General features: G+C 69.9%; 11 protein-coding genes. 8 read left to right on the forward strand and 3 right to left on the reverse strand.

Translation table 11 applies throughout. From position 1 onward, the window contains the following. Window positions 1-53: 53 nt before the first annotated feature. A complete protein-coding gene (locus QNA09_RS23310; protein ID WP_017681895.1) occupies window positions 54-1,391 on the reverse strand; it encodes an amylo-alpha-1,6-glucosidase in 1,338 nt (445 codons plus the stop codon). Window positions 1,392-1,579: 188 nt separating this feature from the next. Between QNA09_RS23310 and QNA09_RS23315 the strand changes: the two genes are divergently transcribed. Continuing rightward, complete coding sequence (locus QNA09_RS23315) at window positions 1,580-2,662, forward strand: ABC transporter ATP-binding protein (protein ID WP_040273054.1); 1,083 nt, start codon at window positions 1,580-1,582, stop codon at window positions 2,660-2,662. A gap of 53 nt (window positions 2,663-2,715) precedes the next feature. On the opposite strand, the gene QNA09_RS23320 is transcribed toward QNA09_RS23315, so the two are convergent. Then, window positions 2,716-3,396 (reverse strand): HAD family phosphatase, encoded by a 681-nt coding sequence (locus tag QNA09_RS23320; RefSeq protein WP_064065928.1) that lies wholly within the window; start codon window positions 3,394-3,396, stop codon window positions 2,716-2,718. 6 nt (window positions 3,397-3,402) lie between these two features. Then, on the reverse strand, window positions 3,403-4,212 hold the full coding sequence (locus QNA09_RS23325; protein ID WP_017681898.1) for a DeoR/GlpR family DNA-binding transcription regulator: 810 nt from the start codon (window positions 4,210-4,212) through the stop codon (window positions 3,403-3,405). 313 nt (window positions 4,213-4,525) lie between these two features. Here QNA09_RS23325 and QNA09_RS23330 point away from each other — a divergent pair, with 313 nt between their 5' ends. The 7 genes from QNA09_RS23330 to QNA09_RS23360 all read left to right on the forward strand — a co-directional run bounded on the left by QNA09_RS23330 (window position 4,526) and on the right by QNA09_RS23360 (window position 12,263). Then, complete coding sequence (locus QNA09_RS23330) at window positions 4,526-5,485, forward strand: carbohydrate ABC transporter permease (RefSeq protein WP_026138035.1); 960 nt, start codon at window positions 4,526-4,528, stop codon at window positions 5,483-5,485. Next, the gene (locus QNA09_RS23335) at window positions 5,485-6,321 is read left to right on the forward strand and encodes a carbohydrate ABC transporter permease (RefSeq protein WP_017681900.1); all 837 of its coding nucleotides are present in this window, start codon (window positions 5,485-5,487) and stop codon (window positions 6,319-6,321) included. The genes QNA09_RS23330 and QNA09_RS23335 overlap by 1 nt, the downstream gene beginning before the upstream one ends. 44 nt (window positions 6,322-6,365) lie before the next feature. Beyond that, entirely contained in the window at window positions 6,366-7,742 is a 1,377-nt protein-coding gene (locus tag QNA09_RS23340; protein WP_017681901.1) for an ABC transporter substrate-binding protein, read from the forward strand. Next, a complete protein-coding gene (locus tag QNA09_RS23345) occupies window positions 7,742-8,503 on the forward strand; it encodes a glycerophosphodiester phosphodiesterase family protein (protein WP_017681902.1) in 762 nt (253 codons plus the stop codon). Before QNA09_RS23340 ends, QNA09_RS23345 begins: the two co-directional genes overlap by 1 nt. An 89-nt stretch (window positions 8,504-8,592) precedes the next feature. Continuing rightward, window positions 8,593-9,702, forward strand: a complete 1,110-nt coding sequence (locus QNA09_RS23350; RefSeq protein WP_017681903.1) for an alcohol dehydrogenase catalytic domain-containing protein — start codon at window positions 8,593-8,595, stop codon at window positions 9,700-9,702. Between the two features lie 601 nt (window positions 9,703-10,303). Further along, window positions 10,304-12,034 carry a cytochrome c oxidase subunit I gene (ctaD, locus tag QNA09_RS23355; protein ID WP_308072123.1) on the forward strand — a complete coding sequence of 577 codons (1,731 nt, stop codon included), beginning with the start codon at window positions 10,304-10,306 and terminating at the stop codon, window positions 12,032-12,034. A gap of 1 nt (window position 12,035) precedes the next feature. Further along, window positions 12,036-12,263, forward strand: coding sequence for a hypothetical protein (locus QNA09_RS23360; RefSeq protein WP_059175081.1), 228 nt, complete (start codon window positions 12,036-12,038; stop codon window positions 12,261-12,263). Window positions 12,264-12,278 lie beyond the last annotated feature (15 nt).

The raw sequence follows: 12,278 nt of genomic DNA on the forward strand, positions 1-12,278 counted from the left end.
GTTCGCCGCGTCGAGTGCCGACCGGCGGGCGCGCGGCTGCCGGCCCGGGCGGCTCAGCCCAGCCAGTCCAGCACCGCGGCCGCGGTCCACGACTGCTGCATGCTGCCGAGCGGCTCGCCGGTGAACGGCTCGTAGTACTCCGCGAACGAGCCGTCGCTCGCCTGCCGCAAGCCCTCCGCTCGCAGCAGATGGGCGCGCTCCGCCCAGCCGCGGCGAGCGAACGTCCACGAGAACAGCCACGTCATCACCGGCCACACCGGTCCCCGCCAGTACTCGCGCGGACGGAAGTCCCGGGAGACGGGGGACGTCGAGGGTGGCACGGCGTAGCGCAGGTCGGGGTGCCCGCAGAACTTCGGGCCCTCGAAGGTGCGCAACAGGGCCCGTTCGGTGCCGCGGGGCAGACCCCCGCACAGCAACGGCGCGAACATCGCGATCGTGTCGGTGGCCATCCAGCGGCCGCTGCGCAGGTCGAAGTCCTTGGCGGCGCCGGTACGCGGATCGGTGGTGTCGAGCACGCCGCGACGGAACCGGTCCGCGTACTCGTGCAGCTCACGCACGTCCGCATTCGGGCGCGAATGCTCCTCCCCGATGACGGCGAGCACCTCGCACGCCAGCGCGAACACGGCACTGACGAACACGTCCTCGACGGCGAAGCTCATGGCCGTGGCCAGGGCGTCGTCGTCGTAGCGCACCTCCTTCATCTCCTCGAGCAGCCACAGGTAGCGGGCGTACTCGGCGTCGGTGGGCCGCTGACTCGCGTCGCCGACATGGGCGAGGTCCTCGCGCCGGAACGTCGGCACCGCCCCCGCGACGACGTTGGCGTACGCCGCGTCCCACCGGGGCGAGTTGTCCATGCCGGATTCCCAGCCGTGGTAGAGCGCGATGCGGCCGTTGCCGTCGAGGTCGCGGGCCCGGGCCAGCCACCGGTGCCAGCGCACCAGGTCGGGCCAGCGACGGTCCAGGAACTCCTCGGCGACGGCACGGGTGGTGCGCCCGTGCCGTCGGCTGTGGTCGAGGATCCGCTGCACCGCGATGGCGTGCACGGGTGGCTGGGTGATGCCGGAGGTCTGCGGCCCCTGCGGGGCAGCGGCGGCCAGGTCGGTGCAGGCCCACCGCGCCGGTCCCGGAAAGTAGCCGTCCACCCCGCTCGCGAACACGATGTGCGGGATCATGCCGTTTCGCCACTGCGCGGAGAGCAGGGTGTCGAGTTCGACGACGGCCCGCTCGACGCTCAACGGGGCCAGCCCCACCGCGACGAACGCCGCGTCCCAGCTCCACATGTGCGGGTACAGCTTCGGGGCGGCGCTGGTCATCGTGCCGAGGTCGTTGCCGCGCAGCAGATAGGCAGCCCGCGCGGCGAGCTGGGTGTGGGTGAATCCGCGGTCCGGCATCGCATCATTGTGCGACCGCCCGGCCCTCGGCGCGCGTCGGGGCGCGGTCCCGGACGCCGAGCGGACACCACCCGTTGGCCCGGGCGGTACCGGACCGTCACCTGTACCGGGTGGACTGGCCGGTGGACATTCGTCCGTTCACCACGGATCGTCGGGCACGTTCCTGCCCGTGAAGGGATTTCGAGACAATGGCTTCAGTGACCTTCGACCACGCCACCCGGCACTACGCGGGGGCCGAGTCCCCGGCAGTGGATGCGCTGGACCTGCGCATCGCCGACGGCGAGTTCCTCGTCCTCGTCGGCCCCTCCGGGTGTGGCAAGTCGACCTCGCTGCGGATGCTCGCCGGGCTCGAGGACGTCGACTCCGGGCGGCTGCTCATCGGCGCCGGCGACGTCACCGACGTCGAACCGCGCCACCGCGACATCGCGATGGTGTTCCAGAACTACGCCCTGTACCCGCACATGAGCGTCGCGGAGAACATGGGCTTCGCGCTGAAGATCGCCGGGGTCCCGAAGGACGAGCGCGTCGCCCGCGTGCGGGAGGCCGCGGCGATGCTCGATCTCACGGCCTACCTGGACCGCAAGCCGAAGGCCCTGTCGGGCGGGCAGCGGCAGCGGGTGGCGATGGGCCGGGCCATCGTGCGCAGCCCGCAGGTTTTCCTGATGGACGAACCGCTGTCCAACCTCGACGCGAAGCTGCGCGTGCAGACCCGTAACCAGATTGCGCGCCTGACCCGGCGGCTCGGCGTGACCACGGTGTACGTCACGCACGACCAGGTCGAGGCCATGACCATGGGGGACCGGGTCGCCGTGCTCGACGGAGGCCGGCTCCAGCAGGTGGACACGCCGCGGGCGCTGTACGACCGGCCGGCGAACGCCTTCGTCGCCGGCTTCATCGGCTCTCCGGCGATGAGCCTGTTCGAGGCGCCGATCGCCGACGGCGGGGTGCGGATCGGCGGGCACCTCGTGCCCGTGCCGCGGCACGTGCTCGCCGCCGCGCGGGGTGCCACGGTGACGATCGGCCTTCGCCCGGAGCACCTGGCGTTGTCCGCGGGCGACTCCGGATTCGACGTGACCGTCGACATGGTCGAGGAACTCGGGGCGGACGCCTACGTCTACGGTGGCGCCGCGGTCGAGGGCGACCGCCGCGATGTGGTGTTCCGCACCGACGGACACAACCCGCCGCCGGCGGGCACGGTGGTGCGACTGCAACCGGACCCGGCGCGGGTGCACGTGTTCGACGCCGAAACCGGTATGCGGTTGAGCGCCTGACTCGTGCGGTGGCGGAGCAGGAACGGGCTCGCTCCGCCACCGGTTCGGTCCGCTCAGTTCTGGCAGACGAGGTCGTTCAGGTCCGCGATCGAGCGTCCCGCCAGGGTGGGCCACAGGGTGTGCCCCGGGTTCTCGGGCAGCGGAACCACGTTCGGTACCCCCAGCGTCACGACGCCGGCGGCGCGGGCCGACGCCAGTCCCGGCAACGAGTCCTCGATCGCGACGATGCGTGCGGGGTCGAGCGGTGCGCCCAGGTCGTCACCGAGCGCCTCGACGGCCCGCAGGTACGGCTCGGGGTGAGGCTTGCCGTTGCTCACCATGTCGCCGGTGACCAGGAACCGGAACGTGCCGGTGGGCAGCAGGCGGTCGATCTCGTCGGCGAGGGGCCGTTCGCTCATCGTGACGAGCGCGCACGGCACATCCGCCGCGGCGAGCTCGCCGAGCAGTTCCCGCGCACCCGGCCGCCACGGGACCGCCTGCCGCACCTGGGTCACGACCGAGTCGACGAGCCCGTCGACGATGGCGCGGACGGGCAGGTCCGCCCCGGCACGTTGCAGCACCCGGGCGGTCTCGGGCAGCGCGCAGCCGACGAGTTCGGCTGCCTGCCCGTCGCTCCACGGGATCGAGAACGCGGCCAGTAGTTCCCGCTCGGCGCGGAACCAGTAGGGCTCGGTGTCGACGAGGGTGCCATCCATGTCCCAGAGCACCGCGTGGACGGCGGGGGATGTGTGCATTCGGGGCTACTCCTGATCCGGGTTCGGGGTGGGCGGTACGCGGACGACCTGGACCCGGATTCCGCGGGTGCGCAGAGCGTCGACGAAGTGGGCCGGTGCGGCGTCGTCGACGATCGCGTCGTCGATCGCGTCCCAGCCGGCGACGAGATGGAAGGATCGGCGGCCGATCTTTCCGGAATCGAGCAGCAGGACGCGCCGGTCGGCGACGCGCAGCATCTCGGCCTTGAGCGAGACGATCGAATCCTCCTGGTGGTACAGCCCGTCCGCGTCCGCGGTGGTGGTGGACAGGAACAGGGTGTCCACCCGCACGCCGCGGACGGCGGCGAGCGCTCCGGCGCCCAGGAACGACTCGTGCCCGACGTCGTATGTGCCGCCGAGAGCCACGGTCTCGACAGCGGCGTGACGGGCGAGGGCGGCGAGGCCCGGCAGATAGTTGGTGACCACCCGCAGGTCTTCGGCACCGGCCAGGTGGTCGATCATCGTCGCGACGGTGGTCGAGTCGTCGAGCATGATCGACGTGCCGGGGGCGACGGTCTGCGCCGCGGCGGCGCCGAGCGCCAGTTTCTGCGGCAGCGCGAGGCGGCGCCGGACCGCCGCGGCGATCTCGTAGGTGCCGGTGCGCTCGATGCTGACACCGCCGCGGAACTTGCGGACGACGCCGCGGCGCTGCAGTTCGTCGAGGTCGCGGTGCACCGTCATCAGCGACACACCGAACCGCTCGGCAAGGGCCTGGGCCGTGGCACGTTCGTCCGCCAGCAGCGATTCGAGGATCGCGTCGAGCCTTTCCTGGCGGGGGTTGCGGCTCGCTCTGGACATCGCGCATCACCTCCTCTCGTTCTGATGATCGACACGGACTTTATATCACCAGTCGTGTTATTAACTCCGCGTGAACGGACTGGGAAATGATGGCCGACGGGCCACCAACCGCAAGCAACCCGGACGGGAACCCTCCCCGACTTGGAGATCCAAAAACATTGCTTTGCAGATTTTTTCGCGCACTTTTGGATTCCGCGACCGCGTACCGGAGACCTTCCGGCCCGTTTTGACCGGGCGCCGGAACCGGTGCCACCATCGTCCCGGCCGCTTCGGTTCTTAACTACTCGATGTTATTTCGACAAGGACGGTGGACGTGTCCGTGACACTGACCCGGCGCGAGACGGACCCGGCGGTCCGCTCCCCGGACATCCCGGCCTCGGCACCCCGGCCGGGCCGCACCCGGCGCAGGCGCCGCGAGCGACTGTTGTTCGCGCTGTTCGCGCTGCCCAACCTCGCGCTGATCGTCGTATTCGCCTACTGGCCGATCGTCGGCAACGCCTATCTGAGCCTGACCCGGTGGGACATGATCGCCCCGCAACCGTTGTTCGTCGGTCTCGACAACTACCTCGCTCTGTTCACCGACCCCGCGTTCCTGCGGGTGCTCCGGTTGACCGGCATCTGGGTGGTCTGCGTGGTCGGCACCAGCCTGTGCGGAGGACTGGCGCTCGGCCTGCTGTTCAACGTGCGCCTGCCCGGCCGCGGCGCCGTCACCGCACTGGCGTTCTCCCCGCACATCCTCTCCGGGGCCGCCGTCGCCGCGATCTGGCTGTTCATGTTCGACCCCAACTACGGTCTGTCCCGCGTCCTGTTCTCCGTCGTCGGCGCGGACTCTCCGCACTGGACGACGTCCGGGCGGTGGGCCCTGCCGGCCCTGATCATCGTCGCGGTGTGGAAGGGTGTCGGCTTCGTCGCCATCGTCTACCTCGCTGCCCTGCAGTCCATTCCGTCCGAAGTACTCGAGGCGGCCCGGCTCGACGGCGCCGGCCGGTGGCAGTCGCTGCGGCACATCGTCCTTCCGCTGCTCTCACCCACGACGTTCTTCCTGCTCGTCACCCAGGTCATCGCCGCATTCCAGTCGTTCGACCTGATCGCGATGATGACCGGAGGCGGGCCGGCCGGCGCCACGACGACCCTCAGCTGGTTCATCTACCAGCAGGGATTCCGCGAGTTCGACGCCGGGTCGGCCGCGGCCGGCTCGATGATCATGTTCGTGGTGCTGATGGCGACGACGGTGTTCCAGATGCGCTACGTCGAGAAGAAGGTGCACTACTGATGGCCACCCTCGTTCCCCGCCGCATCGCGCGACTGCGGTCGCTGCCCGCGCTCGTCGTGACGGGCCTGGTGTTCGCCGCTCCCTTCCTGTGGATGCTCAGCTCGGCCTTCAAGCCGGAGGCCGAGATCTACCGGTGGCCGCTGCAGTGGCTCCCGAGCGAGTTCGTCCTCGACAACTTCGCCCGCGCCTGGGAGGCCGCCCCGTTCGACCGGTTCCTGATCAACTCGCTCGTCGTCACCGCCGTCGGCGCCACGCTCAAGGTGGTCCTGGCCGTCTTCAGCGCCTACGCGTTCGCGTTCCTGTCCTTCCCCGGACGGAACCTGCTCTTCGTGGCGGTGCTCGGTGCGTTGATGGTACCCGGCCACGTGACCCTGCTGATCAACTACATCACCGTCGGCAACCTCGGTTTGATCAACACCTATGCCGGCATCGTATTACCTGGGCTGGCAAGTGCGTTCGGAACCTTCCTGCTGCGTCAGCATTTCCGCGGGATCGCCCCGGAGGTCCTCGAGGCCGCTGAGCTCGACGGCGCCGGGCACCTGCGCCGGCTGGTGCACTTCGTGCTGCCCATGTCGCTGCCGGCGGTGATCACCGTCGCACTGATCGCCGTCATCGACGAGTGGAACGACTTCATCTGGCCGCTACTGGTGACCAATTCCGTGCAGATGCGCACGCTGCCGATCGGCCTGATGTATCTGAAGGAGACCGAAGGCGTCGACCAGTGGGGCTCGATCATGGCCGGCACCACGTTCGTCGTCGTGCCGATGCTGCTGCTGTTCCTGCTCGCCCAGCGCTACATCATCAGCGGAATGGCCGGCGCCGCCGTCCGCCGCTGACCTCACCCTTCTTCCGCATCACGAAAACCCCTCCAGGAGAGATCATGTCCCCGATTTCCCGCCCCTCGCCGCTCACCTCGGCACGCCTGAGCCGGCGCCGGTTCCTCACCGTCGCCGCGATGGCCTCCGCCGCCGTGCCGATCCTGTCGGCCTGCGGAAGCCCCACTGCCGGATCCTCGGCCTCGTTCGGCCAACCCGAGGTCGCACCGCCGGCCGAATACGCCGGCCGCACCAACGTGGTGATGTGGAGTCCGTGGACCGGCAACAACGGCGACCGGCTCGCCACGATCATCAAGGACTTCAACGACTCCCAGTCCGAGATCTACGCCGAGATCCAGACGTTCAACGGCTACGACGGGGTGTCCGAGAAGCTCGCCGCGGGCCTGCAGGCCAGGCAGATTCCCGACATCGCCGTGTTCTCCGATGTGCACTGGAACATCTTCTTCCTCAACGGCAGCCTCGAACCCCTCGACGGATACTTCACCGACGACTTCGGACCCGCCACCTTCCACACGCGGTTGTTCGACGAGGGCGTCGTGCGCGGACAGTCGTTCTGGGTGCCCTACGGCCGCTCGACACCGCTGTTCTACTACAACAAGGAGGTCTTCGCCGCGGCCGGTCTGCCCGACCGGGCACCGGCCACCTGGGAGGAGTTCCGCGGTTGGGGCAAGGAGATCACCGGTCGCGACTACCGGGGCAACCGACTGCAGATGCGCGCCTATACCGGCACCGACGACTGGTACTTCCAGGGCCTGCTGTGGAACTTCGGCGGCGGCATCTCCGAGGGTCTCGACGTGGTGCTCGACACGCCGGAGAGCATCACGGCCGCCGAGTTCGACCGTGCGATCGTCAACGACGACCGGATCGGCTACCTCGCGCAGAGCATGAACAACGACTTCACCAACGGTCTCGTCGCCACGATCACCAACTCCACCGGCTCGCTCACCGGCCTGATCTCCGGGGCGGACTTCGAGGTGGGCGCCGGCTTCCTGCCCACGGCCACCACCACCGGGGTACCCACCGGCGGCGGCGGACTGTCGATCATGAAACATTCCGCCCCCGAACGGAAGGAGGCTGCCGCGAAGGTCCTCGCATACCTGTCCCGGCCGCAACCGTCGGCCGACTGGACCGTCGGCACCGGCTACCTCCCGGCGACGATCGGCGCGGCCGAATCCGCCACCGTGCAGCAGCGCATGGCCGAGAATCCGTACTACCGGCTCGCCGTCGAACAACTCGACATCGCCCGGCAGCCCGACGCCGTTCGCCGCTACGTCTCGAGCGCCATAGTCGAGATGCGCACCGCCATCCAGAAGCTCTACACCGAGAACGCCGACGCGGCGACGACCCTGCGGCAGACCGCCGAGAAGCTGCGCGTCGAGGCCGACATCCTTCGCCCCCGGTACGAGGAGATGGTCGCCTGATGCCCGCGCCCGAACCCGCCCGCCCCTTCACGATCGTCGGGCATCGCGGCGCGATGGCGCACGCCCCCGAGAACAGTGTCGAGTCGTTCCTGCTCGCCGAGGAACTCGGCGCCGACGAGATCGAGCTCGACGTCCGCCTCACCGCCGACGGCGCCGCGATCGTGCTGCACGACGCGACGCTGGACCGGGTCGCCGCCGACGAGTCGGGGCGTGGTCTCGGCCCGGTCGCGGACCTGGACCTCGACCGGCTGCGCGCCGTGCAGCTCGACTCCGGGCATCCGGTCCTCACGTTCGACGAGGCGCTCGACGCCACCACGGTGACCCTGCAGGTCGAGATCAAGACACCCGCCGTGGTGCCCGAGGTGGCACGCATCGTCGCCGCCCGGCCCGCCGACACCGCCCGTGTCCGCTTCACCAGCTTTCGACCGGAGGACCTGCGGCTGCTGGCCGAGCATGCCCCGACCGTGCCGCGCGGGCTGATCACGCTCGGCTACCCGGACGCGCAGCGGCATCCGGGCGGGATCGAGGCCGTGCTGGCCGAGACCGGGTGCAGCGCCTTCTTCTGCGGCTGGGACGGCCTGACCGCCGCCCTGGTCGACCGCGTCCGGGGCCTGGGCTACGAGATGCACGGCTGGCCGCTGCGAGGACCGGAGGACGTGGGGCGCGCACTCGCCTTCGGCCTGGACGGCGGCACCGCCGACGACCCGGGCGCGGCCCGGTACTGGCTCGCGGCGGCACTCGTTTCCCGACCGGTCGGGTGACGCGGGCCGACGGTGGTGTTTTCCGCCGGCCCGCGCAGGCCATACCGTGGTCGGGGAAACCGTCCGACGGACCCGAGGAGCAGCGGCAGATGAGGATCACCGGCGCAGTCCTGGAGGAGATCGGCCGGCCGCGGCCGTTCGCCGAGTCGAAGCCGATCAGCGTGTCCGAACTCGAGCTCGATCCGCCGGGACCGACCGAGCTCCTGGTACGGATCGAGGCGGCCGGGGTGTGTCACTCCGATCTGAGCGTCGTGGACGGCAACCGGGTTCGTCCGGTGCCGATGCTGCTCGGACACGAGGCGGCCGGACGGATCGTCGAGGTCGGTTCGGCCGTCGACGACTTCCGGGTGGGGCAGCGGGTGGTCATGTCGTTCCTGCCGCGGTGCGAGGCGTGCGACAACTGCGCCGAGGACGGCCGGTTGCCCTGCACCGCCGGGTCCGCCGCCAACAACGCCGGCGAACTCCTGCACGGCGGCCGGCGCCTGCACCGCGACGGTCACCCGGTGCACCACCATCTCGGGGTCTCGGGTTTCGCGACGCACGCGGTGATCGACCGCGCGTCGGCCGTCGCGGTCGACGACGACGTGCCGCCCGACGTCGCCGCGGTGCTCGGCTGTGCCGTGCTCACCGGCGGGGGTGCCGTCCTCAATGCGGCCCGGCCGCGGCCGCAGGACAGCATCGCGATCGTCGGCCTCGGTGGGGTCGGCATGGCCGCTCTCCTGACGGCCGTCGCGCAGGGGATCTCGCGCATCGTCGCGATCGACACTCTCGACGACAAGCTCGCCCGCGCCCGTGAACTGGGGGCGCACGAGACCTACACCCCGGGCGAGGCGCTCGAGCGGGGCGTCGCAGCCCGGTATGTCGTCGAATGTGCCGGCAGCGCACGCGCGTTCGAAACCGCGTTCGCCCTCACGGCACCCGGCGGCACGACCGTGACGGTCGGCCTGCCCGCCCCGACGGCGACGGCCGTGATCTCCCCGTTGACGGTGACCGCGGAGGCCCGCACGATCGTCGGCAGCTACCTGGGCTCGGCCGTGCCGCGCCGCGACATCCCCGAGTACGCGCGCCTGTGGCGCGAGGGCCGGCTGCCGGTGGAGGAACTGATCTCCTCCCGGATCCCCCTCTCGCGCATCAACGAGGCCATGGACCAGCTCGCCGACGGCCTGGCCGTACGTCAGGTCGTCGTGTTCGACGACTGAGCGCCGGACGTCGGCCGGGACCAAGGTCCCGGACCGGATATCTTGTGGGAAACTGCTTTTCCGGACGTCCGGGGCGGACGGGGACGAGGTGCCCGCGCGTCCCGGCCGCTCGGTCCCCCGCTCGGCGCCGGACTGCTCCGACCGATGGGCGCATGCGACGGGAGTCTTCGGACCCTTTTCTCCCGGCCCTCGGTCCCTCCGGCCGTGCCGGAGTCGAGGTGCGTTTCCCGTCCCGCCGGTGCGCGGCGGGTGCCCGGACCGCTCGCGAACGCGAGTATCCACAGCTGTGGAAAAACCTGTTGATCAGTGATTTTCGACCCGGCCGACGACGACCCCGGCGCCCGCGACGGCTCCGTCCGTCCGGAGCAGCGGGCGGTGCCCGGCGCACCAGGGCGAGTCCGCGCCGCGCCGTGGACGTGCTCCACGTCTCATTGCCGATGTCGATGCGGCGGTGCAAGAGTCAGCGCGCCGACGGTCGGCGGCTCCACTCGGACGTCTGCGCCGCCGGTCGAGCGGGCGGCCGCGAATCCGCCCGCTCGCGGCAGCAGGTCGGAACTCGATGCCCCGCCGGGAGGCGGGCCCGAAGGCAGGAGTCGTGGTCATGGTCGATGTCGCGCCGATACTGAGGACGCCGGACGCGCACCGGCCGTATCCTCCGACCCACCGCCCGAAAGGCTCGAGGATCCTCACGGTCGTCACCTCCACCGACCACAAGGTGATCGGTGTGATGTACATCGTGGCGGCCTTCGCGTGGTTCCTCGTCGGCGGGCTCATGGCGCTGCTCATCCGGGGTGAGCTCGCCGTGCCCGGCCTGCAGTTCCTGTCGAACGAGCAGTACAACCAGCTCTTCACCATGCACGGCACGATCATGCTGCTGCTCTATGCGACGCCGGTGTTCTTCGGTTTCGCCAATTATCTTCTGCCCCTGCAGATCGGGGCACCGGACGTGGCCTTCCCCCGGCTGAACGCGGTGGGCTTCTGGCTCTACGTCTTCGGCGGCCTCATGGCCGCGGCCGGCTTCCTCACCCCCGGGGGCGCCGCGGACTTCGGCTGGACGGCGTATGTGCCGCTGACGAATTCGCTGCATTCGCCCGGCGTCGGCGCGGACCTGTGGATCCTCGGCCTCACCGTCGGCGGCCTGGGCACGATCCTCGGCGCGGTCAATCTCATCACCACCATCGTGTGCCTGCGCGCCCCCGGCATGACCATGTTCCGGATGCCGATCTTCACCTGGAACACCTTCATCGCCTCGCTGCTGATCCTGCTGATCTTCCCGCTGCTGGCGGCGGCGCTGATCGCCCTGTTCGTCGACCGGCAGTTCGGCGCTCACATCTTCGATCCCGGCACGGGCGGTGTCATGCTGTGGCAGCACCTGTTCTGGTTCTTCGGTCATCCCGAGGTATACGTGCTGGCGCTGCCGTTCTTCGGCATCGTCTCGGAGATCTTCCCGGTCTTCTCCCGCAAGCCGATCTTCGGCTACACCGGCCTGGTCTACGCGACCCTGGCGATCGCGGCGCTCTCCATCGCGGTGTGGGCGCACCACATGTACGCCACCGGCGCCGTGCTGCTGCCGTACTTCTCGTTCATGACGTTCCTGATCGCGGTGCCCACCGGCGTGAAGTTCTTCAACTGGATCGGCACCATGTGGAAGGGCCACCTGACGTTCGAGTCGCCGATGCTGTTCTCGGTCGGCTTCATCGTCACCTTCCTGTTCGGCGGCCTGTCCGGCGTCATCCTCGCCAGCCCGCCGCTCGACTTCCACGTGACGGACTCCTACTTCGTCATGGCGCATTTCCATTACGTGCTCTTCGGGACGATCGCCTTCGCCACCTACGCCGGCGTCTACTTCTGGTTCCCGAAGATGACCGGGCGCATGCTCGACGAGCGCCTCGCCAAGTGGCACTTCTGGCTGACCTTCGTCGGCTTCCACACCACGTTCCTGGTGCAGCACTGGGTGGGCAACGAGGGCATGCCGCGCCGCTACGCCGACTACCTGCCGTCGGACGGGTTCACCACCTTGAACATCGTCTCGACCGTCGGTGCCTTCGTCCTCGGCGCCTCGACGCTGCCGTTCCTGTGGAACGTGTTCAAGAGCTACCGGTACGGGCAGGTCGTCACGGTCGACGACCCGTGGGGCTACGGCAACTCCCTCGAGTGGGCGACGAGCTGCCCGCCGCCGCGGCACAACTTCACCGAGCTGCCGCGCATCCGCTCCGAGCGGCCCGCGTTCGAGCTGCACTACCCGCACATGAGCGAGAAGATGCGCGCCGAGGCGCACGTGGGCTGGGGTTCGCACGCCCAGACCGCTCGCACGCTCGAGGGGACGCACTGACATGACGGACGGACGACGGTTCCGCCGGTACGCGACGCTCGGGGAGACCCGTACCCGGCCCGACCCGACGGCCCTGCTGATCGCGATGCTGGTGCTGGCGGTGCTGCTCGCGTCCCCGTGGTGGCTGTCACCGGTCCCGGCCGTGCTGCTCATCGTCGCGGCCGCCGCCGGCACGGTCTCGGTCGGCGCCACGAGCCGCAGAACCATCGTGCCGACCCGCTGGTCGTAGCGGCACGGTCGGTCA

This window comes from Rhodococcus sp. AH-ZY2 (assembly GCF_030916465.1).
Classification (GTDB): domain Bacteria; phylum Actinomycetota; class Actinomycetes; order Mycobacteriales; family Mycobacteriaceae; genus Rhodococcus; species Rhodococcus ruber.

Excerpts from the sequence above, each read along its gene's own strand:
- QNA09_RS23360 (WP_059175081.1), top strand. The coding sequence starts at position 12,036 with ATGACGGACGGACGACGGTTCCGCCGGTACGCGACGCTCGGGGAGACC.
- ctaD (WP_308072123.1), top strand. The coding sequence starts at position 10,304 with ATGGTCGATGTCGCGCCGATACTGAGGACGCCGGACGCGCACCGGCCG.
- QNA09_RS23350 (WP_017681903.1), top strand. The coding sequence starts at position 8,593 with ATGAGGATCACCGGCGCAGTCCTGGAGGAGATCGGCCGGCCGCGGCCG.
- QNA09_RS23320 (WP_064065928.1), bottom strand. The coding sequence starts at position 3,396 with ATGCACACATCCCCCGCCGTCCACGCGGTGCTCTGGGACATGGATGGC.
- QNA09_RS23335 (WP_017681900.1), top strand. The coding sequence starts at position 5,485 with ATGGCCACCCTCGTTCCCCGCCGCATCGCGCGACTGCGGTCGCTGCCC.
- QNA09_RS23310 (WP_017681895.1), bottom strand. The coding sequence starts at position 1,391 with ATGCCGGACCGCGGATTCACCCACACCCAGCTCGCCGCGCGGGCTGCC.
- QNA09_RS23340 (WP_017681901.1), top strand. The coding sequence starts at position 6,366 with ATGTCCCCGATTTCCCGCCCCTCGCCGCTCACCTCGGCACGCCTGAGC.
- QNA09_RS23345 (WP_017681902.1), top strand. The coding sequence starts at position 7,742 with ATGCCCGCGCCCGAACCCGCCCGCCCCTTCACGATCGTCGGGCATCGC.
- QNA09_RS23315 (WP_040273054.1), top strand. The coding sequence starts at position 1,580 with ATGGCTTCAGTGACCTTCGACCACGCCACCCGGCACTACGCGGGGGCC.
- QNA09_RS23325 (WP_017681898.1), bottom strand. The coding sequence starts at position 4,212 with ATGTCCAGAGCGAGCCGCAACCCCCGCCAGGAAAGGCTCGACGCGATC.